Origin of the sequence: Streptomyces griseorubiginosus (assembly GCF_001514195.1) — a bacterium.
GTDB classification, from domain to species: domain Bacteria; phylum Actinomycetota; class Actinomycetes; order Streptomycetales; family Streptomycetaceae; genus Streptomyces; species Streptomyces griseorubiginosus.
In genome coordinates this window covers 660,829-685,613 of the sequence record NZ_KQ948734.1, presented here as the reverse complement: position 1 = coordinate 685,613, position 24,785 = coordinate 660,829, and the positions used below count along the sequence as shown (strand labels likewise).

General features: G+C 69.8%; 22 protein-coding genes. 8 read left to right on the top strand and 14 right to left on the bottom strand.

Annotated elements, in window-relative coordinates:
- Nucleotides 1-62 precede the first annotated feature (62 nt).
- Complete coding sequence (gene fomD, locus AQJ54_RS03125; RefSeq protein ID WP_207917347.1) at nucleotides 63-755, top strand: cytidylyl-2-hydroxypropylphosphonate hydrolase; 693 nt, start codon at nucleotides 63-65, stop codon at nucleotides 753-755.
- Between the two features lie 292 nt (nucleotides 756-1,047).
- Nucleotides 1,048-3,195, top strand: a complete 2,148-nt coding sequence (locus AQJ54_RS03120) for a SpoIIE family protein phosphatase (protein WP_062233682.1) — start codon at nucleotides 1,048-1,050, stop codon at nucleotides 3,193-3,195.
- Nucleotides 3,196-3,255: 60 nt separating this feature from the next.
- On the opposite strand, the gene AQJ54_RS03115 is transcribed toward AQJ54_RS03120, so the two are convergent.
- The gene (locus tag AQJ54_RS03115; RefSeq protein WP_062233680.1) at nucleotides 3,256-5,610 is read right to left on the bottom strand and encodes a transglycosylase domain-containing protein; all 2,355 of its coding nucleotides are present in this window, start codon (nucleotides 5,608-5,610) and stop codon (nucleotides 3,256-3,258) included.
- Nucleotides 5,611-5,848: 238 nt separating this feature from the next.
- Between AQJ54_RS03115 and AQJ54_RS03110 the strand changes: the two genes are divergently transcribed.
- The 5 genes from AQJ54_RS03110 to AQJ54_RS03090 all read left to right on the top strand — a co-directional run bounded on the left by AQJ54_RS03110 (nucleotide 5,849) and on the right by AQJ54_RS03090 (nucleotide 10,697).
- Entirely contained in the window at nucleotides 5,849-6,766 is a 918-nt protein-coding gene (locus tag AQJ54_RS03110; protein ID WP_062023928.1) for an SPFH domain-containing protein, read from the top strand.
- Nucleotides 6,712-7,008: a type II toxin-antitoxin system antitoxin gene (locus tag AQJ54_RS03105; protein ID WP_107120994.1), complete on the top strand. Its 297-nt coding sequence runs from the start codon at nucleotides 6,712-6,714 to the stop codon at nucleotides 7,006-7,008. Before AQJ54_RS03110 ends, AQJ54_RS03105 begins: the two co-directional genes overlap by 55 nt.
- A 118-nt stretch (nucleotides 7,009-7,126) precedes the next feature.
- The gene (locus AQJ54_RS03100) at nucleotides 7,127-7,651 is read left to right on the top strand and encodes a PadR family transcriptional regulator (RefSeq protein ID WP_062023924.1); all 525 of its coding nucleotides are present in this window, start codon (nucleotides 7,127-7,129) and stop codon (nucleotides 7,649-7,651) included.
- A complete protein-coding gene (locus tag AQJ54_RS03095; RefSeq protein ID WP_062233677.1) occupies nucleotides 7,648-8,334 on the top strand; it encodes an ABC transporter ATP-binding protein in 687 nt (228 codons plus the stop codon). The genes AQJ54_RS03100 and AQJ54_RS03095 overlap by 4 nt, the downstream gene beginning before the upstream one ends.
- Complete coding sequence (locus AQJ54_RS03090) at nucleotides 8,331-10,697, top strand: ABC transporter permease (protein WP_062233673.1); 2,367 nt, start codon at nucleotides 8,331-8,333, stop codon at nucleotides 10,695-10,697. The genes AQJ54_RS03095 and AQJ54_RS03090 overlap by 4 nt, the downstream gene beginning before the upstream one ends.
- A 35-nt stretch (nucleotides 10,698-10,732) precedes the next feature.
- On the opposite strand, the gene AQJ54_RS03085 is transcribed toward AQJ54_RS03090, so the two are convergent.
- The 11 genes from AQJ54_RS03085 to AQJ54_RS03035 all read right to left on the bottom strand — a co-directional run bounded on the left by AQJ54_RS03085 (nucleotide 10,733) and on the right by AQJ54_RS03035 (nucleotide 21,428).
- Nucleotides 10,733-11,161: a hypothetical protein gene (locus AQJ54_RS03085; RefSeq protein WP_062023918.1), complete on the bottom strand. Its 429-nt coding sequence runs from the start codon at nucleotides 11,159-11,161 to the stop codon at nucleotides 10,733-10,735.
- A gap of 4 nt (nucleotides 11,162-11,165) precedes the next feature.
- Nucleotides 11,166-11,564, bottom strand: coding sequence for a roadblock/LC7 domain-containing protein (locus AQJ54_RS03080; RefSeq protein WP_062023916.1), 399 nt, complete (start codon nucleotides 11,562-11,564; stop codon nucleotides 11,166-11,168).
- A gap of 42 nt (nucleotides 11,565-11,606) precedes the next feature.
- A complete protein-coding gene (locus AQJ54_RS03075) occupies nucleotides 11,607-12,437 on the bottom strand; it encodes a hypothetical protein (protein WP_063806398.1) in 831 nt (276 codons plus the stop codon).
- Between the two features lie 156 nt (nucleotides 12,438-12,593).
- A complete protein-coding gene (locus AQJ54_RS03070) occupies nucleotides 12,594-14,012 on the bottom strand; it encodes an AI-2E family transporter (protein ID WP_062233667.1) in 1,419 nt (472 codons plus the stop codon).
- Nucleotides 14,013-14,145: 133 nt separating this feature from the next.
- On the bottom strand, nucleotides 14,146-14,802 hold the full coding sequence (locus AQJ54_RS03065) for an aggregation-promoting factor C-terminal-like domain-containing protein (protein WP_062233664.1): 657 nt from the start codon (nucleotides 14,800-14,802) through the stop codon (nucleotides 14,146-14,148).
- Nucleotides 14,803-14,811: 9 nt separating this feature from the next.
- Nucleotides 14,812-15,507 (bottom strand): aggregation-promoting factor C-terminal-like domain-containing protein, encoded by a 696-nt coding sequence (locus tag AQJ54_RS03060; RefSeq protein ID WP_243659475.1) that lies wholly within the window; start codon nucleotides 15,505-15,507, stop codon nucleotides 14,812-14,814.
- A 401-nt stretch (nucleotides 15,508-15,908) separates the two neighbouring features.
- Entirely contained in the window at nucleotides 15,909-17,234 is a 1,326-nt protein-coding gene (gene phoH2 / locus AQJ54_RS03055; protein ID WP_062233658.1) for an RNA 5'-3' helicase PhoH2, read from the bottom strand.
- A gap of 324 nt (nucleotides 17,235-17,558) precedes the next feature.
- On the bottom strand, nucleotides 17,559-18,332 hold the full coding sequence (locus AQJ54_RS03050; protein ID WP_020136847.1) for an isoprenyl transferase: 774 nt from the start codon (nucleotides 18,330-18,332) through the stop codon (nucleotides 17,559-17,561).
- Nucleotides 18,333-18,990: 658 nt separating this feature from the next.
- Nucleotides 18,991-19,809: a class I SAM-dependent methyltransferase gene (locus AQJ54_RS44815; protein WP_062233655.1), complete on the bottom strand. Its 819-nt coding sequence runs from the start codon at nucleotides 19,807-19,809 to the stop codon at nucleotides 18,991-18,993.
- 107 nt (nucleotides 19,810-19,916) lie between these two features.
- The gene (locus AQJ54_RS03040) at nucleotides 19,917-20,792 is read right to left on the bottom strand and encodes an LLM class flavin-dependent oxidoreductase (RefSeq protein WP_062233653.1); all 876 of its coding nucleotides are present in this window, start codon (nucleotides 20,790-20,792) and stop codon (nucleotides 19,917-19,919) included.
- Nucleotides 20,793-20,843: 51 nt separating this feature from the next.
- Nucleotides 20,844-21,428, bottom strand: a complete 585-nt coding sequence (locus AQJ54_RS03035) for a dihydrofolate reductase family protein (RefSeq protein WP_062023904.1) — start codon at nucleotides 21,426-21,428, stop codon at nucleotides 20,844-20,846.
- A 66-nt stretch (nucleotides 21,429-21,494) separates the two neighbouring features.
- Between AQJ54_RS03035 and AQJ54_RS03030 the strand changes: the two genes are divergently transcribed.
- Nucleotides 21,495-21,845 carry a DUF192 domain-containing protein gene (locus AQJ54_RS03030; protein ID WP_062233650.1) on the top strand — a complete coding sequence of 117 codons (351 nt, stop codon included), beginning with the start codon at nucleotides 21,495-21,497 and terminating at the stop codon, nucleotides 21,843-21,845.
- Between the two features lie 50 nt (nucleotides 21,846-21,895).
- On the opposite strand, the gene AQJ54_RS03025 is transcribed toward AQJ54_RS03030, so the two are convergent.
- Both AQJ54_RS03025 and AQJ54_RS03020 read right to left on the bottom strand, forming a co-directional pair.
- Complete coding sequence (locus AQJ54_RS03025) at nucleotides 21,896-22,468, bottom strand: hypothetical protein (protein ID WP_062233647.1); 573 nt, start codon at nucleotides 22,466-22,468, stop codon at nucleotides 21,896-21,898.
- Nucleotides 22,461-24,716 (bottom strand): DUF6571 family protein, encoded by a 2,256-nt coding sequence (locus tag AQJ54_RS03020; protein WP_062233644.1) that lies wholly within the window; start codon nucleotides 24,714-24,716, stop codon nucleotides 22,461-22,463. The genes AQJ54_RS03025 and AQJ54_RS03020 overlap by 8 nt, the downstream gene beginning before the upstream one ends.
- Between the last annotated feature and the right edge of the window lie 69 nt (nucleotides 24,717-24,785).

Sequence of the window (24,785 nt, the reverse complement as noted above, 5' to 3'; positions counted from 1 at the left end):
CCCCGGCGTGAACCGTGACGCGTACCGCAGCGTCGTATGCCTATGGCACCTAATATCTGTTCATGGCAGACGGTGGAGCGGTGAGAGCGGTGGAAGCGGGTACGTCGGCGCACTTCTGGGAGCCCGGGAGTCAGATCCTGTGGCGTTACCGGCAGAACGCGGGCGCGCACTTCCACATCGCCCGTCCCGTCACCGTCGTACGCGACGACGCGGAGCTGCTCGCCGTGTGGCTGGCACCGGGCACCGAGTGTGTGAAGCCGGTGCTGGCCGACGGCACCTCGGTGCACGCCGAGCCGCTGGAGTCCCGTTACACCAAGCCGCGGACCGTGCAGCGGGACCGCTGGTTCGGCACCGGGGTGCTGAAACTGGCCCGGCCGGGTCTGCCGTGGTCGGTGTGGCTGTTCTGGGAGCCGGGCTGGCGGTTCAAGAACTGGTACGTGAACCTCGAGGAGCCGCTGGTCCGTTGGGCCGGGGGTGTGGACTCCGAGGACCACTTCCTGGACATCACCGTGGATCCGGACGGCAGTTGGCAGTGGCGGGACGAGGACGAGTTCGCGCAGGCCCAGCAGGACGGTCTGATGGACCCTGAACTGGCCGAACGGGTGTGGGAGGCGGGGCGTTCCGCGGTGGAGGTGATCCGCGCCTGGGGCCCGCCGTTCTCCGGTGGCTGGCCCGACTGGCGGCCCGATCCGTCCTGGAGTGTCCCGCTCCTTCCGGAAGACTGGGACCGTACGCCCGCGCACTTGTCCTCATGAGACCCTTGATGCGCCCCCGGGCCGCAAACGTAGGATCGTCCTCCGCAAGAAAGCACGGCGGCAACTACCGGGGCGGGCACTGGGCTTGACCGATCGTCACCGAGGGGCGGCAGGACGTGAGCGTGGGGTACGAGGGCAACACCGGTACGGGCCGACGGTTCGCCGCCACGGCGGGAACAGCCCCTGACCACGCGGAAATTCCGTTCCTGGGACATGCATTCCGGGTATCGGGACTTCGGCGGGACCCACTGCGTGTACGGCGCGCAGCCCCGGACGGACGGATTCGACACGCGTGACGGACCACCCGACCTCCTTCGAACGCCCCCAGCCGGGCGTCGACCCCACGGACCCCGGTGGGGCGCTGCTGCGTTCCCCGGTGTCCTCTCCCGCCCCGGGCGTCGGGGCCCCGCCCGCTTTACCCGTCCAGGCCCGCTCCGGTGACCCCGCCCCGGAAGCGGCCCCCGTCCTCCAGGGCAGCAACAGCAGGACCGGCTCGACCGGCAAGACCGGCAAGACCGGCAAGACCGGCAACAACAAGGACAAGGGCATGAACCCGGCCGGTACCGGCCCCGAGCACTCCCAGCCGGCCACCGCCGAGCAGGACACGCACCGCCCGCGGCCCGTCTCCGAGTCCGTCCCGGTCCAGCCGGGCGGCGAGGACGACCGGCCGCAGAGCGGCGACGAACGCCGTACCGGACAGGGGCTGCCCCCGGGCCGGCCCACTCCGATGCGGCGGGACGGCGACCGGCTGCGCTTCGTGGGCGCGGCCACGCGCCGGATCGCCCGGGGCATCGACCTGGACGAGATCGTGATGGGGCTGTGCCGGGCGACCGTGCCGACCTTCTCGGACGCGATCCTCGTCTATCTGCGCGACCCGCTGCCGGTGGGCGACGAGCGGCCCACGGGTCCCCTCGTGCTCCGGCTGCGGCGCAGCGACCGGATCCCGCAGCAGGAGCGGGACCTGGAGGACGGCATCCTGCCGGTGCCGGTGCCGGAGAACCCGTCCGAACTGGACGCGCTCGGCACCGAGCTGTGCGAGGTCCAGCCGGGCAGCGCGCTCGCCGAGGTGCTGCGCGGGGTGCGTCCGGTCTTCACGGACACCCCGGCGGCCCATGCCGCGCTGCCGGAACTGCTCGGCGAGGGCTGCGAGTTCGCCGTCCCGTCGGGCCGTCGCGCGATCCTCGCCCCGCTGCGCGGCCGGCGCCGGGTCATCGGTGCCGCGATGTTCCTGCGCCGCCCGGACCGCATCCCCTTCGACCCGGACGACCTCCTGGTCGCCGCCCAGCTCGCCACGCACAGCGCGCTGGGCATCGACAAGGCGGTGCTGTACGGCCGTGAGGCGTACATCGCCGACGAGCTCCAGCGCACCATGCTCCCGGAGACGCTCCCGCGCCCGACGGGCGTGCGGCTGGCCTCGCGTTATCTGCCGGCCGCCGAGACGGCCCGGGTGGGCGGCGACTGGTACGACGCGATCCCGCTGCCGGGCAGCCGGGTCGCGCTGGTCGTGGGGGACGTCATGGGGCACTCCATGACGTCGGCGGCGATCATGGGCCAGCTGCGGACCACCGCGCAGACGCTGGCCGGACTCGACCTGCCCCCGCAGGAGGTGCTGCACCACCTCGACGAACAGGCCCAGCGGCTCGGTACGGACCGCATGGCGACCTGCCTCTACGCCGTCTACGACCCGGTCTCGCACCGGATCACCATCGCCAACGCCGGTCATCCGCCGCCGGTGCTGCTGCATCTGGGCGGCCGCGCGGAGGTGCTCCGGGTGCCGCCGGGCGCGCCGATCGGTGTCGGGGGCGTCGACTTCGAGGCCGTGGAGCTGGACGCGCCCGCCGGGGCCACGCTGCTGCTGTACACCGACGGACTCGTGGAGTCGCGCCTGCGGGACGTGTGGACCGGCATAGAGCAGCTGCGGGAGAAGCTGGCCGCGACCGCGCAGCTGACCGGGCCGGACCATCCGCCGCCGCTGGAGGCGCTGTGCGACGAGGTGCTGGACATGCTCGGTCCCGGCGACCGGGACGACGACATCGCGCTGCTCGCGGCCCGCTTCGACGGGATCGCGCCGAGCGATGTGGCGTACTGGTTCCTGGAGCCGGAGGACGCGGCTCCCGGGCGGGCGCGGCGGCTCGCGCGGCGGGCGCTGTCCCGGTGGGGGATGGAGGATCTCACCGACTCAGTGGAGCTGCTGGTGAGTGAGGTCGTCACCAATGCGGTGCGGTACGCGACCCGTCCGGTGACGCTGCGGCTGCTGCGGACCGACGTGCTGCGCTGCGAGGTCGGCGACGACGTGCCCCAGCTGCCCCGGCTGCGGCAGGCCCGGGCGACGGACGAGGGCGGCCGGGGTCTCTACCTGGTGAACCGGCTCGCCCGGCGCTGGGGCGCCACCCGGCTGAGCACCGGCAAGGTGGTCTGGTTCGAGCTGAACCGGGGCTAGGCCCGGAACGACGAAGAGGGGGCGCCCGGCACAGGCCGGGCGCCCCCTCTTCGTCGGTCGCTACTGGTCGCCGGTCGGGTCGAACGGGTTCGCCGGTGGTGTCGTGCTGTTCTGCGGTGTGGTCGGCGGTACCGAGATCGGCGGGCTCGTCGTCGGGGTGTTCTGCGGAGTCGTCGGCGGGGTCGTCGTCGGCGTCTGGGACGGGGTCTGAGACGGCTTCTGCGTGGTCGGGGTCGACGACGGGGTGCTGGACGGGGTGGCCGAGGGACTCGGCGTCCAGGTGGGCTGGACGGCGGCGCCCTGGTCGGTGTCCAGGTCGAACTTGGTGTTCTTGCCGGCGACGCCGAAGGTGTACTCGGCCCAGATCTCCGCCGGGAAGCCACCACCGTTGACCCGGGGTTCGCCGCCCACGCCGTACATCTTGGCCTGCGCCTTGGTCTTGTAGTCCTCGCCGAACAGTCCGACCGAGGTGACGAGGTCCGGGGTGTAGCCGGTGAACCAGGCCGACTTGTTGTCGTCGGAGGTTCCGGTCTTGCCGGCGACCTTGCGGCCGTCGCGGGTCGGGTTCTGCTGCACGGACTGCTGAGCCGTACCGTCGTTGACCACGCCGGTCAGCACCGAGGTGACCGTGTCGGCGGCCTCCCGGCTGATGACCTGCTCGCCGATCGGGTCGGGCATCTGGAACTCGGTGCCGCCCTGCTCGGCCGACTTGATGATGGTCGGCGTGACCTGCTTGCCGTGGTTGTCGAGGGTGGCGTAGACGCCGGCCATCTGGATCGGGCTCGCGCCCATGGTGCCCAGGGTGTAGGCGGGCAGCGGCTTGAGCTTGCCGGTGTCCATGCCGAGCTTGGTGGCCGTCTCCAGCACCTTGTCCATGCCGACGTCGACGCCCATCTGCGCGAAGACGGAGTTGATGGACTGGTTCATCGCCGTCTGGACGGTGACCTGCTTGCCGTAGTCGTGGTCGTCCTCGTTCTCGGGGGCGAACCCGACCTTGTCGCCGTTGCTGTCCACGACCTGGCGCTTGCTGGTGCCGTCGTAGACGGTGTTGGCGCCGATGGTCTTGCCGCCCTGCGTCTGGGAGTTGTTCTCCAGGGCGGCGGCGAGGATCACCGGCTTGAAGGTCGAGGCGGGCTGGTAGTCGGTGCGGTTGGCGTTGCTGTAGAAGTGCTTGGTGTAGTCGGTGCCGCCGTACAGGGCGACGATCTTCCCCGTCTTGGGGTCGACGGAGGCCGCACCGGCCTGGACGTTTCGGTCGACCTTGCGCTTCTTCGGGTCCAGCTGCTTGGTCAGCTGGTCCTTGACCGCCTTCTCCAGCTGGGCCTGCTTCTTCTTGTCGATGTTCAGGGTGAAGGTCCACCCGGAGTTCTCGACGCGGGCCTCCGCCTCGTCCTGGGTGATGTTCTCCTTGGCCATCAGCTGCTTCTCGAGCTGCTGCTTGGCCAGCTTGATGAAGTAGCCCTTCTGGCCTTCGAGGCCCGGGTCGGCCTTGGGCTCCTTGGGCACCGGGAACGTCATCTTGGCGCGCTCGCTCTGGTTCAGCCAGCCCTGCTTGACCATGTTGTTCAGGACGTAGTTCCAGCGCGCCTGCACGAGCTTCTTGCCGGTGGGAGTGGCGACCGCCCAGTCGTACTGGCTCGGTGCCTGGAGCAGTGCGGCGAGGTAGGCGCCCTGCGCGACGCTGAGCTTGCTGGCGTCGACGCGGTAGTAGTCCTGGGCGGCGGCCTGGATGCCGTAGGCGCCTCGACCGTAGTAGCTGGTGTTGATGTATCCGGCGAGGATGTAGTCCTTGGACTTCTCCCGGTCCACCTTCAGCGAGATGACCAGTTCCTTGAGCTTGCGCGTGACGGTCTGGTCCTGGTCGAGGTAGTAGTTCTTGACGTACTGCTGGGTGATCGTGGAGCCACCCTGCTTGCCCTTGCCGGACAGCGTGTTGAGCAGACCTCGGGCGGTGCCCTTGAGGTCGATGCCGGCGTCCGTGTAGAAGGTCTTGTTCTCCGCGGCCACGAAGGTGCGCTGGACCGGCTTGGGCACTTCGGAGAGGTCGACGATCTCGCGGTTGGTGTCGCCCTCGCGGGCCATGACCGAGCCGTCGCTGTACTTGTAGATGTTGCTCTGTTCCTGCGCGGCCGCGTTGCCCTTGGGAATGTCGATCATGAGGTACATCACGACGAAGGCGCCGATGCCGAGCAGGCAGAGGGCGAAGAACGTGCCGAGCATCTTCTTCCAGGTGAAGAGCCGGCGTATGCCGCTCTTACCGTTCTTCGCGCCCTTCTTACCGCGGGCGGCCGCCTTGCGGGCCGCGGCCCTGCCGCCGGTCGCGATGCCCTCGCTCGGCGTCCCGGACGAGCGCGTGGGCGGCGCCGCGCGGCGGCCACCGCGCTGACGTGCTCTTCTCTCTTCCGCTCGTCCCATGGGTCGACTCGCTCCGCTTCCTCATCGGCGGCCACACAGGTTCGTGGCTCAGGTCAGCTCAGAAAGCTAACACCGGTCTATATGACACAGCGCATTCGATCCGGTCTCGCAGGGGCGTGAGAATCAGCACCCGCCTCCTCGGAACCAGACCTCCGAAAGGGCTTCAAGGTTGCCGAGACGGGGTAATGTGATATCACTTAGTTATCAGCGAGATAGTTCACGAAACGGGGGACCCTCCATGTCCGCACACGATTCCGCGCCCGCCGCGGACGCACCCGACATGCCCGCCCCGCGGGTGCGGGAGGTCGCCGCGCACAGCATCGGCGGCGCGCTCGCGCTGCTGCTGGGGCTGCTCGGACTGCTGGTCGCCGTCTTCCTGTTCGCCGCGAGCGGGGAGAGCCCCGGCTTCGCGGTCGGCGGGGCGCTGGTCCTGGTCGCCGCGCTGATCTCGCTGCGCGGGCTGAACACGGTCGCGCCGGGCGAGGCCCGGGTCGTCCAGCTCTTCGGCCGCTACAAGGGCACGATCCGGCAGGACGGCCTGCGCTGGGTGAACCCCTTCACCTCCCGCACCAAGGTCTCCACCCGGGTCCGCAACCACGAGACCGCCGTCCTCAAGGTCAACGACGCCTACGGCAACCCGATCGAGCTGGCCGCGGTCGTGGTGTGGAAGGTCGAGGACACCGCGCAGGCCACCTTCGAGGTGGACAACTTCGTGAAGTTCGTCGCCACCCAGACCGAGACGGCCGTACGGCACATCGCGATCGAGTACCCCTACGACGCCCACGACGAGGAAGGGCTCTCGCTGCGCGGCAACGCCGACGAGATCACCCAGAAGCTCGCCACCGAGCTGCACGCGCGCGTGGAGACGGCGGGCGTCCAGATCATCGAGTCCCGCTTCACGCACCTCGCCTACGCGCCCGAGATCGCCTCGGCGATGCTCCAGCGGCAGCAGGCCGGGGCGGTCGTCGCGGCCCGGCGCCAGATCGTGGAGGGCGCGGTCGGCATGGTCGAGGAGGCGCTCGCCCGGATCACCGAGCGGGACATCGTCGAGCTGGACGAGGAGCGCAAGGCGGCGATGGTGTCCAACCTGATGGTGGTGCTGTGCGGAGACCGGGCCCCGCAGCCGGTCCTGAACACCGGGACGCTCTACCAGTGACGGCACCTTCCGAGGGGGGCTCCCCCGAGCGGCGGCCTCAGCAGCGCAAGCAGGTGCTGCTGAGGCTGGACCCGTCGGTGTACGAGGCGCTGGCGCGGTGGGCCGGGGACGAGCTGCGGTCGGCGAACGCGCAGATCGAGTTCCTGTTGCGCAGGGCCCTGAAGGAGGCCGGCCGGCTGCCGGGTGACACCGGACCGCTGCCGCGCCGGGGACGGCCGCCCAAGGGCTCCGAGGACACGTAGGGCCTGCGGTAGCAGAACCGTGACAATCGGCCCCCACCTGCGGCTGCTCACCCCCTGAAACCCCTCTACACACTCCGCGTATACATGCTGGGTATACACCGCATGTACAGTCCTCCCCATGTCCATCGGTCACACCCTTCTAGGGCTCCTGGAGTCGGGCCCCCGCCACGGTTACGACCTCAAGCGGGCCTTCGACGAGAAGTTCGGTCACGACCGGCCGCTGCACTACGGCCAGGTCTACTCGACGATGTCCCGCCTGCTGAAGAACGGGCTCGTCGAAGTCGACGGCATCGAGCCCGGCGGCGGCCCCGAGCGCAAGCGGTACGCCATCACGGACGCCGGGATCACCGACGTGCAGACGTGGCTGGCGACGCCCGAGAAGCCGGAGCCGTACCTCCAGTCCACGCTCTACACCAAGATCGTTCTCGCGCTGCTCACCCACCGCGACGCGGCCGAGATCCTCGACACCCAGCGCGCCGAGCACCTGCGGATGATGCGCATCCTCACGGACCGCAAGCGCCGGGGCGACCTCGCGGACCAGCTGATCTGCGACCACGCCCTGTTCCACCTGGAAGCCGACCTGCGCTGGCTGGAGCTGACCGCCGCGCGTCTCGAGAAGCTCGCGGAGGTGGTGGTCAAGTGACCCCGGCCGGTTCCCTGCTCGTCGCCGACGCGCTGCACAAGGCGTACGGCCCGACCGTCGCGCTCGACGGCGCCGAGTTCTCCATCCACCCCGGCGAGGTCGTCGCCGTCATGGGCCCCTCCGGGTCCGGCAAGTCGACCCTGCTGCACTGTCTCGCCGGGATCGTCACCCCCGACTCGGGCTCGATCCTCTACAACGGCCGCGAGATGGCCACCATGAACGACGCCGAGCGCAGTGCGCTCCGGCGCTCCGAGTTCGGGTTCGTCTTCCAGTTCGGGCAACTGGTGCCCGAACTGACCTGTGTGGAGAACGTGGCGCTGCCGCTGCGGCTGAACGGCATCTCCCGCAAGGAGGCCGAGAAGGCCGCGCTCGGCTGGATGGAGCGCCTGGAGGTCGACGACCTCCGCAAGAAGCGACCCGGTGAGGTGTCCGGCGGTCAGGGGCAGCGGGTGGCCGTGGCCCGGTCCCTGGTGACCAACCCGCGGGTACTGTTCGCGGACGAGCCGACCGGCGCCCTCGACTCCCTCAACGGGGAGCGGGTCATGGAACTGCTCACCGAGGCCGCCCGGTCCACCAACGCGGCCGTCGTCCTCGTCACGCACGAGGCACGGGTCGCCGCCTACTCGGACCGCGAGATCGTCGTACGGGACGGCAAGTCCCGGGACATGGAGCGGGTCGTATGAATCTCCAGCAGTGGTGGCGAGACCTCGCCATGGGGGTTCGGTTCGCCTTCGCGGGCGGACGCGAGGGATGGGTCCGGGCGCTGCTGACCGCGGTCGGCGTCGGACTGGGGGTGGCGCTGCTGCTGCTGACCACCGCGCTGCCGAACGCCCTGACGGTCCGGCACGAGCGGGGCGACGCCCGCGCGGACACCAATTACGGGCAGAAAGAGCTGAAGAAGGCCGACAACACCCTGCTGTCGGCGAACGCGTCGACCACCTTCCGGGACACCGAGGTCCGCGGCCGGGACCTGGAGCCCGAGGGGCCGAAGGCGCCCCTGCCGCCGGGGGTCGACAAGTTCCCCGCGGTCGGCGAGATGGTCGTCTCCCCCGCGTTGAAGAAGCTGCTGGAGTCCCCCGACGGCAAGCTCCTGCGGGAGCGGCTGCCGAACCCGATCGCCGGGACGATCGCCGAGAGCGGCCTGATCGGCTCCCACGAACTCGCCTTCTACCGCGGGGCCGAGGGACTCGGAGCCCATGGCCTCCAGAACGTCGGCATCACCCGGATCGACCGGTACGGCACCCCGTACCCGAGCGACTCGGGCTCCGACCCGGTGCTGGTGCTGCTGGTCCTGGTCGTCTTCGTGGTGCTGCTGATGCCGGTCGCCGTGTTCATCACCGCGGCCGTCCGCTTCGGCGGCGAACGGCGCGACCGGCGGCTGGCGGCCCTGCGGCTGGTGGGCGCCGACGGCCGCTCGACCCGGCGGATCGCCGCCGGCGAGGCGCTGGCGGGCGCGGTGCTCGGCCTGGTCCTCGGCACGGTGTTCTTCCTGATCGGCCGTGAAGTGGCGGGCTCCATCGAGGTGTTCGGGCAGAGCGTGTTCCCGAGCTACCTCAACCCCTCGCCGCTGCTGGCCCTGCTGGTCGCGTTCGCGGTGCCCGCGGCGGCCGTGCTGGTGACGCTGCTCGCCCTGCGGGGTGTGGTGATCGAGCCGCTCGGTGTGGTGCGTACGGCGAAGCCCGCGCGGCGCCGGCTGTGGTGGCGGCTGCTGCTGCCGCTGGCCGGGCTGGGGATGCTCTACCCGATGGTCGGACAGGGCCGTGACGGCGGCGACTTCAACCAGTACCTCGTCACCGGCGGGGTGATCTCGCTCCTGGTCGGCGTGACCGCGCTGCTGCCGTGGATCGTCGAGGCGGTCGTGGCCCGGCTGGGCGCCGGCGCGGTGTCCTGGCAACTGGCCGTACGCAGGCTCCAGTTGAGCAGCGGCACGGCGGCCCGGATGGTCAACGGCATCGCGGTGGCGGTGGCCGGTGCGATCGCGCTCCAGATGCTCTTCGCGGGCACGTCGAGCGACTACACCAAGGAGACCACGTACGACCTCTCGCGGGCGCAGATGCAGGTGAGCGTCCCCAAGGGGAAGTCGCTCGCGGCGACCGCGAAGGAACTGGCCGAGACCAAGGGAGTCCGGCACGCGTACGCGTTCAACGAGGGCTACGCCAACGACGGACCGGGCGAGAACGCGAACTGGGCCCGGGTGACCGTGGCCGACTGCGCGTCCCTGCGTCAGGTGGCCAAGCTGCCCTCCTGCCGCGACGGCGACGTCTTCGCCTCCCATGTGGCGCCGAGGCGGGGCGACAGCGCCTCCGCGAGCGAGAACGCCGACGACGAGTCGACGGTGGCGGCCCGGCCCGGCCGGACGCTGTACTTCGACACCTCCGTGGACGCGGAGAAGCCCACCTCGGTCACCTGGAAGGTTCCGCAGGGCGTCAAGCAGGCGGAGTCCATCGACGACCCGACCGGCTACCGGCGCGGCGGCATCCTGGTCACCCCGTCCGCCTTCCCGGCGACGGCCGCGGCGGGTGTGCGCGGAGAGATCTACCTGCGGCTGGACGACTCGGTGCCGGACGCACGCGAGTACGTCCGCAACACGGCCGCCCGGATCGACCCGCACGAGGAGCCCATGACCTGGGTGTCCGAAAAGCGCAACGACGAGTACTCCTCCATCCGCACCGGCCTGTTCGTGGGCGCCGTCTGTGTCCTCGCACTGATCGGGGCGAGCCTGCTGGTCTCCCAGCTGGAGCAGCTGCGCGAGCGCAAGAAGCTGCTGTCGGCGCTGATCGCCTTCGGCACCAAGCGGCGCACCCTGAGCCTGTCGGTGCTGTGGCAGACGGCGATCCCGGTCGGGCTCGGTCTGCTGCTGGCCTCGGCGGTGGGACTGACGCTGGGCGTGGTCCTGCTGAAGATGACGAGCACCGCGGTGCGGGTGGACTGGTTGAGCGTGCTGTCGATGACCGGCGCGGGGGCCGCGGTGGTCGTCGTGGTGACTCTGCTGAGCCTGCCGCCGCTGCTCAGGCTGATGCGGCCGGACGGGCTGCGGACGGAGTGACCGCCCGCAGCCGGGTGTCCCGGTCAGCGGCCGGGTCAGAGGCTGTACTCCTTCACCACCCGCCGGACCTGGGCGAACAGCATGCCGACGTTGACCGACTTGCGGCACACCACGACGGCCACGACGTCCTGCTGTTCGACCAGCCGCACGAACAGGTGCGTGAGGTTCTCGCTGTTGACCAGGATCTCCTGGAAGAAGTGGTTGTCGTTGCTGATCCCGCGACGCTCCTTGAAGACGTCCTCGATCATCACGACCGTACGGCCCTGGAACAGGTCGAGAGTCGCCCCCGCCAGGAGGTCGAGGACCTCCGGCGGGTGGTTCTCGACGGTCTCGTACGACAGCAGCATGCCGGTGGACATGTCGACCACGCCGGACGCGACGCAGTCGGGGGCGTCCGTGCGCAGGGACTTGACCAGGCCCATCACCTGGTCGGAGAAACCTGAGGTCATACGCTTCGTCCCCATCCCTTCAGACTCCTTCTGATGCTTTGTCGCTCGCCGTGTCGGTGAGGATCGAGCCGATCCGGTGGAGGGCCGGCTGGGTCGCCCGGTGCAGCTGCTCCAGGTCCATCCCCTCGTCGCCGAGCACGACCATCAGGGCGGTGTCGCCGACGGCGTAGAAGGCGGCGCAGCCGTGGCTGCCGTAGGTCACCGTCCGGCGCAGCGCGCCGCGGTCGGTCGCCCCGGCGGTGCGGCGGGCGAGGCCGAGCCCGGCCGCGGCGAGTGCGGCGAGGCCCTCCGGGTCGATCGAGTCGGCGGTGTCGGCGGCGATGAGCAGCCCGTCCGCGGCGGCGACCGCGGTGTCGGTGATTCCGGTGACCTGTTCGCGCAGACCGCGCATTTCGAGCGCCAGGGCTTGGTGATCCATTGACTCAACTCCCCTGATTCTGTTCACATCTGATCGGCAGTGTCATTTCGCTGTTCCATTCGCTGTTCCATTCCGGAGCCGGAAAAAGCTTCCTGGTTTACGGCGGGGCAGATCGCCGTACGCCGGGGGCGGGGGCGGCTCTGCCTGCGAGGGCTTGCGCGGCTGAAGCGCATGGCCGTCGGGCAGCGTGCGGACCGGAAGGGGCACCGGTGCCGCGGTGCACACCAGGAGCCCTTCGTCGAGCATCCGGGCGACCTCGACCGCGACGGTGTAGACCCCGCGCCCCACCCGGAAGGCGAGATCGCGGGCCGTGCAGCGGCCGTCGGCGTGGGTGAGCAGCTCGCGCTGGAGCGCCGTTGATCCGGGCCCGGTGCCTGCGGGCACGGGCCGTTCCCGGTCGGGGTGCACGGGGTGCGGCAGACCGGCCAGGGCGCTGAGCCTGCGGGTCGCGTCCTGAAGCAGGCGCAGGGGTGGCTCACCCAGCGGGACCTGCGCGAACAGCTCGGCGGAGGCGACGCGTTCGCAGCCGTCCACCCGGCCGGCGGCCATCGCGAAGGCGGCGTCGTGCAGCGCCAGCGCGCACACCACCCTGAGCTGTGCGGCGCCCGCGTAGCCGTGCGCGATGAGCGCGGTCGCCGGCCAGCGTGAGCCCCCCGACTCCCGCACCAGCTCGGCCCACTGCTCGCCGCTGACCCGGCCGGAGCGCAGCAGCAGTGCCTCGGGGCCCGGGGCGCCGGGGGTCTCCACGGCGACCACCCGGCCGTCCCCGAAGTGGAAGGTGCCGCCGGGTGTGCCGTGGACCCGCAGCTCCCCGGTGTAGCCGTCGCGGCCGCACTCGGCCAGGGCCTGAGCCAGGTGTTCGTGGCCCGACATCACACCCCCCGCCGCCTCGCACATACGCCTGACGCGTAGCGCTGAGGAGGGAATGTGTATCAGTCCGGGCGCATATTCCGGACGGGAGTTTTCCGAGCTGCCTTTAGTTGACGGAAGTTGAGTTCGGCGGAGTGTTCAAAGCAGTGCGTTCGGCGCTCATTTGACCGAATCCGAAGGAGGTTTTTCGGGACCCGGAGGCGGGTCCGCCGGCCCCTCCCCGTCTGCTACGGCAGCGGGCTCGCCGTCGTCATGCCGGCCGCCCTCGTCCTCGTGCCCGCTCGGCCGACCGTCCTCGTCCTCGGCGTCCGGGGCGTCCGGAGCGTCCGGCGGCGACTGGTCCTCGGCGTACGCCTTGAGGTAGCTCACCACCGTGTTCGTCACCGCCACCAGCGGTACGGCCACCACCGCGCCGCCGATGCCGGCCACCATGCCGCCGGTGGCGACCGTGAGGACGACCGCGAGGGGGTGCACGCGGACCGCGCGGCCGAGGATGAACGGCTGGAGGATGTGGCCCTCGATCTGCTGGACGGCGAGGACCACCGCGAGCGTCATCACCGCGGTGAACACGCCCTGGGTGACCAGCGCGACCAGTACCGCCAGCGCGCCGGAGGCGACCGCGCCGACCAGCGGGATGAAGGAGAACAGGAAGATGAAGACGGCCAGCGGCACCGCCATGGGCACCTTGAGGAAGTAGATGCCGATGCCGATGAAGACGGCGTCGATGAGCGCCACCAGGACCGTGCCGCGGACGTAGGCGGTCAGCGTGCGCCAGGCGCGCGGGCCGGCGCCGGCCACGGCGGGACGGGCGGCCGCGGGGACCAGCTTCAGCGTCCACTCCCAGATGCGGCGGCCGTCGTAGAGCAGGAAGAGGGTGGAGAAGAAGGTCAGCAGGATGCCGGTGAGCGCCTCGACGACGACCTGGACGCCTTCCAGGCCCGCGGAGGTGATCTGGTCGGTGTTGGCGCCGACCGCCTCCCGCAGGTTCTTGGCGATCTGGTTGATCTGCTTGTCGGTGACGTGGAAGGGGCTCTTCAGCAGCCAGTTGCGCAGGTCGTCGATGCCGCTCTGGATCTGGTCGGAGAGGTTGTCGATGTTCTCCATGACCTGCCAGGTCACGAACCAGCCCATCAGGCCGATGACGACGAACCCGAGGATCGCGGTGAGCGCGGTGGCCGGGCCGCGCGGCACGCCGTGGCGCCTGAGCCGGGCCACGGTCGGCTGGAGCAGCGCGGTGATGAGCAGGGCCACCACGAAGGCGAACACGACGAGCTGGACGGAGCTGATGATCCGCATCAGCACCCACACGGTGCCCGCGAGGATCAGGAGCCGCCAGCCGGCCTCCGCGGCGACCCGGACACCCCACGGCACGGCCTGCGCGGGGTCGGGGCGCGGCACCAGCACGACCGGCTCGCGGGACGCGGCACCCACGGGCCTCTTCGGCTTGCGCACGGACGGCACGGCCGAGCGGTCCTCGGCCTCCTCCCGGGCGACCTCGGCGCGGCGCTCGTCCAACCGCTCACCCACATCGGTCAGCCGGGCACCGACCCGGCCGATCCACCCTGGCACTCGCGACATGATCCGTCCTCTTCCCCCGTCTCTCCCCACCACTCCCCCGAGGAGTCTTCCGGTCCGACCGTACAGGGCAGCAGCCCCTCCCCCTAGGACGGGGAGGGGCTGCACGGGGTTGAGCGGCGGGCGTGGCCCGCGATCAGTAGTTGCCGTGGGCCTGCCAGTACGACCAGGCGCCACAGGGGCTGCCGTACCGGCCGTTCATGTAGTTCAGGCCCCACTTGATCTGGGTGGCCGGGTTAATCCGCCAGTCGGCGCCGGCGGAGGCCATCTTGTTGCCGGGCAGGGCCTGGACGAGGCCGTAGGCGCCCGAGGCGGCGTTGACGGCCAGGTAGTTCCAGGTGGACTCGTGGTTCACGATGTTGCTGAAGCACTGGAACTGCCCGCTGGGCACGATCTGGCGGGCCATGGCCTGGACCTCGGCGACGGTGTACGAGGACTGGAGGGGGAAGATGCCCTTGGCTTCCCGCTCCTTCTTCGCCTTCTCCTCGGCGGCCGCGCGCTTGGCCCGCGCGTCCTTCGCCGCCTGCTCGCGGGCGGATTCCTCCGCCGACTTCCTGGCGACGGCGTCCGCGGCGACGGCCTGGGTCTCGGCCTGCCGGGCCAGCGGGGCCGCCTGGACCGGGGCCTGTTCGCCTACGGGTATGTCCGCGAGCAGCGTCGCGTCACCGGCGGACGACTGCGCGTCGTCGGTGGAGTGTGCGGTGCCGGCCTGGGCGACGCCCATGACGGCACCGACAGTGGTGACCGCCGTGGCCGAGACCACGGCGAATCCACGCGCGGAGTTCCGGCTCACGGCTGGGGCCTAGTACCAGTGGTTGGCCTGCCAGAACGACCAGGCCTCGCAGGGGCTGCCGTACCGGCTGTCCATGTAGTTGAGGCCCCACTTGATCTGGGTGGCCGGGTTGGTCTGCCAGTCGGCACCGACCGACGACATCTTGGAGCCCGGCAGGGCCTGGAAGAGACCGTAGGCGCCGGAGGAGGCGTTGACGGCCCGGTAGTTCCAGCTGGACTCGTGGTCCACGATGTTGCTGAAGCACTGGAACTGCCCGCTCGGCACCATCGAGGCAGCCATCGACTGGATCTGCGCGACGGTGTACGAGCTCTGCACCGGGAAGCTGGAGGCGCTGCGGCTGGCCTTCTCCTTGGCCTCGGCGCGCTCCTTGGCTTCCTTGGCCGCCTGCTCGGCGGCTTCCTTCTTCTCGATCGCGGACTTGGCGGCGGCCTTGCGGGCCGACTCCTCAGCGATCTTCTTGGCGCCGGCGTCCGCGGCGATGGCCTGGTAGTCGGCCTGCTGCGTGAGGGACGCGGTCTGCACCTGAGCCTGCTCACCCGCGGGGATGTCCGCCAGGAGCGTCGTCGTGTCGGCTGCCGTCGCCTCGGCGTCGTTCAGCTGCGCGACACTGCCGGAGGCGCCGGAGGCGACTCCCACCACGCTACCTACAGCGGTGACCGCGGTGGCCGAGGCCACTGCGAATCCCCGGACCGAAATCGGGCTCACACGGTTTCCTTCCAGCATCGCCCGCTTCGGTGACCCTGGCGGACGCAATCGTGCCCCTGGACACTGGCCTCCCAACTAACGGGGTCACGGGAGGCACGGGCCCGGTGGGCAACTCCCTTGCGGGGAGCGCCGCGTGGTGCGCGGGCGGCATACGGCGGACGATATGGAGTTGATCGTGGTGCTGTTGTGGTGCCGTACCGCTGGGGGTACAGGTGTGCCGTATGCGGGGCCTGACAGAACCGAGACTCTGCCGTAACCGGACGCCGGGTGGCAATTCTGAGTTGCGTGTGAAAGCTCACATCCCGTTTGACCCCAGGGATTTCATGAAACGCCGACACACGAAGACGCCGCCCGGCTAGGCTCTTGGCCTTTCCGGACGGCGCCAACGGGCGAGTATTACCTCAGATTTGGCCGTCCTCCAGCATTTCGGTCACAAGCGCCGCGATCTGGGACCTCTCGGACCTCGTCAGCGTCACATGCGCGAAGAGCGGGTGTCCCTTCAGCTTCTCCACCACGGCGACGACACCGTCGTAGCGACCGACGCGAAGATTGTCCCTCTGTGCCACGTCATGGGTGAGAACCACCCGTGAATTGGCGCCGATTCGGGACAGAACGGTCAGCAGGACGTTCCGCTCCAGGGACTGCGCCTCGTCCACGATCACGAACGCGTCGTGCAGCGAGCGACCGCGGATGTGGGTGAGGGGCAGGACCTCGAGCATCCCGCGCGCGGTGACCTCCTCGATGACCTCGCGGCCGGCGACCGCGGACAGCGTGTCGAAGACCGCCTGCGCCCAGGGGCTCATCTTCTCCGACTCGGAGCCCGGCAGATAGCCCAGCTCCTGGCCGCCGACCGCGTACAGCGGACGGAAGACCATGACCTTCTGGTGCTGGCGGCGCTCCAGTACCGCCTCCAGACCCGCGCACAGCGCGAGCGCCGACTTTCCGGTGCCGGCCCGGCCGCCCATCGACACGATCCCGATGTCCGGGTCGAGGAGCATGTCCAGCGCGATCCGCTGCTCCGCGCTGCGCCCCTTGATGCCGAACGCCTCCCGGTCGCCGCGCACCAGACGGACGTTGCCGTCCGGCGTGACCCGGCCCAGCGCCTTGCCGCGCTCCGAGTGGATGGTCAGACCGGTGTGCACCGGCAGCTCCGAGGCCTCGGGCACATACACGTGCCCCTCCTCGAAGAGGATGTCCACCTGCTCGCCGGGCAGCGTCAGTTCGGACATCCCGGTCCAGCCGGAGGAGCCCGTGATGGCGAGCTCGGCGCGGTACTCCTCGGCCAGGAGTCCGACCGAGGACGCCTTGATCCTGAGCGGGAGGTCCTTCGACACCACGGTGACGTCGAACCCCTCGGCCTGCAGATTGCGGGCGACCGCGAGGATGCGGGAGTCGTTGTCCCCCAGGCGGTAGCCGCTGGGCAGCACACTGGGGTCCGAGTGATTGAGCTCGACACGGACGGTCCCGCCCAGCTCCCCGATCGGGATGGGGGCGTCGAGACGGCCGTACCGCACCCGGAACTCGTCGAGCAGGCGCAGGGCCTGCCGGGCGAAGTAGCCGAGTTCGGGATGGTGCCGCTTGGCCTCCAGCTCCGTGACCACGACGATCGGGAGCACGACCTCGTGCTCGTCGAAGCGGCTCAGGGCGTTCGGGTCGGCCAGCAGGACGCTGGTGTCGAGAACATAGGTGCGCCGGTCAGGAAGACGGCGCTTTGTGCTGGTCACCACGGAAGGACGTACCCCCTCGGATGAGGTCGGGGAGCGACGGAGTGGAGCTGGACCGGTCGACGGCCCGTTTGCACGGGCCGGGAACCGGCCCTCCACTGCTTCTTCCGTGCCGCAACCGCACGGTAAGGCTGGTGCAAAGGGCCTCCCGGGCGGACGGCCCCGTGCCGTCCGCTGAGATCCGACACCCGTGGTTCGGGCATCGACCTGCTTGGCTTATGCCCTCGAACATGCGCCGCCATGCCAGTGCGCATGACGGCGCGCTGGTGAACTCCTCGTTACTTCCGCCTCAGACGGGGTATACGGGCGCTGCCTGTGAGCGCCCGGTCATCCGCCGTAACGCCGGTGACGGGCGGCGTAGTCGCGCAGGGCGCGCAGGAAGTCGACCTTGCGGAAGGCCGGCCAGAAGACCTCACAGAAGTAGTACTCCGAGTGGGCCGTCTGCCACAGCATGAATCCGGACAGCCGCTGTTCGCCGCTGGTCCGGATCACCAGGTCGGGGTCGGGCTGGTCGCCGGTGTAGAGGTGGCGGCCGATCATGTCGATGTCGACGGCCTCCGCGAGCTCCTCCATCGAGGTGCCCTTGTCCTGCGCGTCCAGCAGCATCGCCCGTACGGCGTCGGCGATCTCCTGGCGGCCGCCGTAGCCGATGGCGACATTGACGAGTATTCCGTCTACGTGGGCGGTGGACTCCTCCGCCTCCTTGAGCGCCGTCTGCATCGGGGAGGGCAGCAGGTCGGGGGTGCCGACGTGGTGGACGCGCCAGCGGCCGTCGGAGGCCAGGGTGCGGACGACGTCCTCGATGATGCCGAGGAGGGGGCCGAGCTCCTCCGGGGGGCGGTTGAAGTTGTCCGTCGACAGCAGCCAGAGGGTGACGACCTCGACGTCCGTCTCGGAGCACCAGCCGAGGAACTCCTCGATCTTCTCGGCACCGGCGCGGTGGCCGTCGACCGGGCTGGAACCGGCGGCCTTCGCCCAGCGCCGGCTGCCGTCCACGATGACACCGATGTGCTTGGGCACCTGGGCGTGGTCCAGGTGGCCCTCCACCCGGCGTGCGTAGAGCCTGACGAGCAGGCCGCGCAGCTTGTCGCGCAGGTTCACGTGATTGTCGCCCCTCCGTGCGGATGCGGTCCCCGCGGTCCGAGGGTACCGGGGGTTGAGGGGCGCCTAATAAGGGGGTGGCTGCGCCTGGTTGGCGAGTGCGGGTCGCCGTCGGCCGGTCGCGTCGCCCCCCGCGCCCCATGTGGATGCGGTGCCCCCGTTCCCGGCAGGCACCCCTCCTTCGTCATGAAAAAACGGGCCGGTCCGTGGGGGGGAGACGGACCGGCCCGAGGGGGGGTTTCCACCATAACCCTTCGTAAGTGATGCTGCGTGCATCGGCGTGCCACAACTACTCTCCGCAGTCGCTCGGCGACGGCGTGGTGGGTGGTCGAAGCCCAGTTCATGGGGGTTTCGTGGCCGAAACACGGCGGAATCATGGGGGCGTACGGCATCGCCCGCGTGGGTGAATCCGGGTCGGAACGTTTTTTTGACGCCGGGAAGTGGGCGCGGCACCGCGCAGCCCCCTCCTCTGCGCGGTGCCACCGCGCAGCTTTGCTGACGCGAATTGCCTCGTGTTGAATTTACGTCAGAAGTGGCCGAGATGCGAGCCGCCTGGGATAACGATGTGGAAACCCCGTGAAGACCATGGAAATCTGGGGTAGATGGGTGGGGTGCGCTACGTTACGCAGCCGTATGCACCCTTTGTTAACTTTTGCGATTAGCTGAGCTTGGCCGGCCTGCGCGCCTCGACGAGGTGCCGGGTGCTGTGCGCGACGAAGGGGCCCTCGGACTCCATTCGCTCATGCAGGGACCGGAGTTGGGGCTCGTACTGCTCCACGGTGAAGCCGGGGACCATCCACACCACCTTGCGCAGGAAGTGGACGACGGCGGCGATGTCGTGGAACTCGATCCGCAGCCGCTCGGCACGCAGGTCCACGATCTCCAGTCCGGCCGCCTCGGCGGCCGCGCGCTCGCGGTCGGGGTGCCGGTCGGAACTCTGCTCCGGCGGCTGCGGTCCGAGGAAGTGCTCGACGAGCTCGAACACGCTGCGCGGGCCGACGTGCTGGCCGAAGTAGGTGCCGCCGGGCTGGAGCACCCGGGCGATCTCCGCCCACTGCGGCTCGACCGGGTGCCGACTGCTGACCAGATCGAAGGTGGCGTCGGCGAAGGGCAGCGGGGCGTCCTCGGGGGTGGCGACGACCACGATGCCGTGGGGGCGGAGCAGGGCGGTGGCTCTGGCGACGTTGGGGGGCCAGCCTTCGGTGGCCGCGGCGAGGAGGGGGGTTCGAGGTGGCCCTGCGTGGGCCGCGGTGGAACCCTGACCGAGGGCGAAGGCCAGGACCTCGCCGCCGCCGGTCTGGAGGTCGAGCGAGGCGGTGGCCTGGGTGAGCCGTACGGCCAGGGAGCGGGCGTATCCCCACGGCGGCCGGGCCTCGGTGGCCCGCCCCTCGAACCACGAGAAGTCCCACCCGTCGGTGGGGACGGCGGCTCCCTCGGCTACGAGGTCTTCGAAGGTGTGAGTGCCGTGGGTGGTCATGGTGTCGATCGTGGCAGGGGGGCGGGGGTGGGCGCTGCCTAATTTTTGGGGCGGGGTGGAAGTGAGGTGGAGGTGGAGCAAAGGGCCGGGGTCAGGCGTACCGGCGGTCAGGGAAGCAGGGGGCGGACTTCCTGGGCGGTGAAGTGGATGAAGGCCTCTGGGTCGGGCTCGTCTGCTGTCGGCTGGAGGACGACCGTGTCGGCGCCCGCCTCGACGAGCCGCTCGACGGCCTTCGCGACGGCACCCGCGTCCCCGGCGACACCGAGGTCGGGGACGTCGGCGTGGCCCTCGTGGGCGAGTTCGGCGTGGAGCCGGGCGGCCGCGTCCGGCCCGGTGGCGGTGAGGAGGTAGACGACGACCTGGTGCGGCTGTCCGGTGCGGCCCGCCTCCCGGCGCCCCTCGTCGATGAGCCGGCGGGCCCGGCGGACACCCTCGGGCGGGGTGCCGGCGGTGAGGACGGTGCCGTCAGCGGACTGGCCGGCGAGTCGCAGGGTGCGCGGTCCGGTGGCCCCGGTGAGGACGTCGACGGGCCCGTCCGGCGGCCAGTCGAGGGCGACGCCGTCCAGGGAGACGTACCGGCCCCGCGTGGTGACGCGCTCCCCGCCCAACAGGGCCCGCAGCGCGCCGAGATGCTCGCGCAGCAGGGTGAGCGGCGACTCGGCCCGGGCGCCGACCTGGCCCATCCAGTCCTGCACGCCGTGTCCGACGGCGAGGATCGGCCGTCCCGGGAACATCCGGTGCAGGGAGGCCGCCTCCATCGCGGTGACGGCGACGTTGCGCAGCGGGACGGGAAGCAGTCCGACACCGACACGCAGCCGCTCGGTCCAGGCGAGCGCGGCCGCGGCGGTGGAGATCCCGCCCTCCAGGAAACAGTCCTCCCAGAGCCAGAGTTCCTCGAGCCCGGCCTCGTCCGCGAGGCGAGCGAGGGCCCGCAGCCGCTCAGGAGGAAGCTGGGGACGGAAGACGGCGCCGAGTCGGGTCATGGGGCCCTTCCTACCCACGCCGGAGGTGGGGAACAACTTCTTTACGGGCTCCTACGGATGCGTACCGCCGCCCGCCGCCACCTCGTACCGGAGCAGTACGACGCCGTTGCGGAAGGTGTGGGTCTCCACCAGGTCGAGCGAGGTGAGGGTGTCGGCGGACGGGAAGAGGCGCCGGCCCCGCCCGACGAGGACGGGATGGACGTAGATACGGAGCTCGTCGACGAGCCCGTGGCGCAGGAACTCGGTCGCGAGCACGGCACCGCCGACGACCAGATCGCCGCCCGGCTGCTCCTTCAGCTTCCTGATCTCCTCGGGCACGACCTCCCGGACGATCGTGGCGTTCGGGTCGTCGACGTGTTCGAGGGTGCGCGAGAACACGTACTTCGGCAGATCCCGCCAGAGCTGGGCGAACTCCGCCTCCACGGGGGTGACGTCCGGGGCGGTGTCGGCCGTGGGCCAGTAGCCGTCCATGAGCTCGAAGGTGACCCGCCCGCACAGGTCACCGCCCATCCGTCTGGTGAGGTCGTTCATGTGCTGGTGGAGTTCGTCGTCGACCAGGTGCCAGCTGATGTCGTGGTCGGGGCCCTCGAAATACCCGTCGAGGGAAACGGACATCATCAGGACGATCTTCCGCATCGGTCACCTGCCCCGGGGCTGGGATGGAGGATGGCCCCACACGGTACCGAGAGGGGTGGCTGCGGCATGGGACGCTGGCGGGACGGACACGGAGAACTGGTCGTCGGCGAGGTGCGGGTCCCCCTGGAGATCGCCACGTCCTACCGGGCCCGCACGAAGGGGCTGCTCGGCCGGGACGCCGTGGAGGGAGCGCTGCTCCTCTCCCCCGCGAGCAGCGTCCACACCTTCCGCATGCGCTTCCCCATCGACGTCGCCTACCTCGACCGCCGTCTCCGGGTCATCGCCGTCCACACGATGAAGCCGGGCCGGTTGGGTCTGCCGCGGTTGCGGGCGCGGCATGTGGTGGAGGCGGGGGCCGGGGTGATGGAGGGGTGGGGGATGCGGGTGGGGGTGGAGGTGGGGGTCGTGGTGCGCTGACGGGCTGTCAGGCGAAAGTGCTGGGCGAGTGCGGAGGACGTTTTGCTCGATCAGCAGCCGTTGGCCTTCGCCACGACCGGAACGAGGTCTTGCACCAACTGCGTGAGTGACTTGGCCGACTTGGAGAGGTCCTTGGGGTAGAAGGCCAATATCTCCACTGAGAAGCTCTTTCTGGGCAGATCGCCCCCGTGGGGCGAGTACCCGGGACACGCTGCCACCGCCACCGCACCACGGGAGTAGAGGGCGATGTCGCCGGAGGTCCCAAGCGAGATCTTCTTGTCTCCGCTGCCGTAGTCGGCGGCCCGCTTCTCGGCGATCTGACGGGCGGTTGGTTTGTCCTCGTGGAAGAAGCTGCTGACGAGAAGTGTCTTGTGGTTGTCGACCGCGTAGTCGCATCCCGAGGCGTACCTGCCGTCGTCGAGGGCGCCGCCGGTTTTCGTCAGCTTGCTCCCCGGCGGGAAGAGGGGCTCGATGGTCTTCTTCCCGACGGGTGCTCCGCACAAAGTGTCAGGCAAGGTGTAAGCGACTTCGGGCTTCTTCTCGCTGGAACAGGCCGTGAGCAGAAGCGCGCCGACAGAAAGCGCGATGCAGGCCGAACGGCGGCTGGAGCGGCGGTCAGCCATGGTACTGGTCCCCCCACTCTGCACCGGCGGCGTGACTTTGATCGACCTCTCGGCCCACGGCGTCCTGCAAGTCCACGCTCCCTCCGGAACGGGCGATGTCAGCACGGACCGCCTCGCGGAGCGCCACCTCACCGTTGGTGTAGCTTCTGCCCGCTTCGCTCTGTGCCTCATTGGTGGTGTCCTGGTACAGCCTCTTGGCGACGTCCTCCTGAATTTCCTCGATCGCCCAGCCCGCTACGTCACCGACGACGGGGACCTTGATGGCACCCGTCGCCAGACCCAGACCGCGACCGACCCACTTGTTGGCGGTGTCGACACGTTCGTTGTAGTCGGCGTCCCCATGGGCGTGAGTGTCGTGAACGGCGTGAGCGCGAGCCGCACTCATGATGCCCGCGACCTCGGCCCCTGGGTGCGCAGCGGAGGCAACGCGCTGTGCAAGGGAGACATCGCTGCCGCCCGGGTCCTTGATCTCCGCGTCGATGACCGCCGAGGTGTAGGCCTGTTGAGATCCGGTGAGCGCCGCGTAGGCGTCAGGGTCCTGACTGACCTGGTAGAGGAACTCCTTGGTCGCCTCGGGGTCCAGGTCAGCACTCGTGCCCTGGACGGGCAGACCGTTCTGGCTGCTGATCGCGCGTTGGATGTCGCTCATGTAGTCGGCTCCGATGTGGCCCAGGCTGTCGGCGGCGGCCGCGTAGGGGGCGGTTCCATCGTCGCTGTTGAGGAGGCCACCGCCGTCAGGACCACTGAACTTGCTGATCACCTGGGAAGCGAGTGCGGCCTGCTCCGGGGTGTGCGCCAGCGGCCCCGTCGAAGGGTCGGCGCCGGCGGGACGGCCGGTCGTGGCGGCTTCCAAGGCATGACCCAGGGAGTCCGGGAAGTCGTTCACGGACTTCGTCACGTCGTCCGGGGCGTGGCCGGTGATGTCTGGGAAGGACCGGTAGTCCTTGTCGGTCAGGTAGTCCAGGTAGTTGGTGGAGCCGTCGACGTCAAGCGTGGCCTGCGGGCCGCCCTTCGGCGATCCGTCCTCCGCGTACTCCTGCATGGGGGGCGTGAAGTAGTCAGTCGCCGCCTGCGGACTGTGCCCCAGAGCCTCCAGCACGCTGTTCATCGGGTCGTACCCAGCGCCGTTCCGGCCCGACGGGTTGAAGCCGTACTGCGGGTCGCCGAAGTCACCCTTCGTACTGGCGAAGAGGTACGGGTCCTTGGCGTGGAGCTGGGTGACGTGCTCCGCGATCGGGGTGAGGAAGGAGGAGTCGTAGTCGCCGTAGCGGAGGATGCCGCCGAGGAGCTGGTAGCCGTAGGGGCCCTCGTTCATGCTGTCCGGGTAAAGCTTGACGTGCTGGGTGCCGAGCTTGCGGAACTCGTCGGTCCACTGCTTGTCCAGGTGCGGATCCTTGCCCGGATTCGTGGCGGTGGCCAGGGTGTTTCCCATGTTGCGCTGCATCTCCTGGAGCAGCTTTCTGCGTTCGTCGCTCGCATCGGTCGTCTGGAGCGCGAGCTGGCCGTAGAGCTTGAGGCTGCCTTCCTGGCCCAGCTGCTTGTAGAAGTCCGTGGCGAAGACCGGGTCTTTCGCGTTGGCCTTCATCAGGTGGTTGAGCTCGGTCAGTTCCGTGTCGGTGAGCTTGTCGCCCTTCTTCATCAGCTCGGCCGCGTGAGTGGCGTCGGCGGCGTCGAGGGACGTGACAACCTTGGCGTTGAAGTTGTCCGTGTAACCGCCGAGGTCGCGACGCAGGGCCCAGCAGGCGGTTTCGTCGGCGTCGGCGGCTCGTTGGAGAACGGCTTCGATACGTCGGGCGAAGGCGTCGCAGGCCTGTTGCTGCTCGCGGATGAGCGCCTGGCCGTCGGGGTCGTGGTGAGCCCACGTCTGCTGGTTGACGTCGTTCCGCGCGGTGACCTCACCGGTGGCACCGACATGGAGGTCCTGCTTCTTGGCCTCTACCTCCGCGAGGTGGTGGAGGTCGTCCTTGGCCTTCTTCAACTCCGCGTGCAGACTCGCGAGCACACCCGAGATGCCTTCCGCTTCCTTCTGCGCATCCGCGAATTCCTGTTGGGCGGCCCGTACATCGCTGTCCGCCTTGGCCGCCGTCAGAACCGGCTGCCTCCAGCCGGCCTGCTTGAAGGGCTGGGCGACCTCGTCGCCGAAAGCGGAGTGCAGCCTCTTGAACTTGCTGACCGTTTCCTCCCAACGGTCAGCGGCCGCACTGAGGTTGCTGAGGTTGAGGTGGTACAGCTGCTCGTACGTCGGCATGACTGAGGTGAGTCCCCCGGTGGTCTGGTGTGGCCCGTCGGCTGTGACACGGTCGGCGGCTGGACCGGC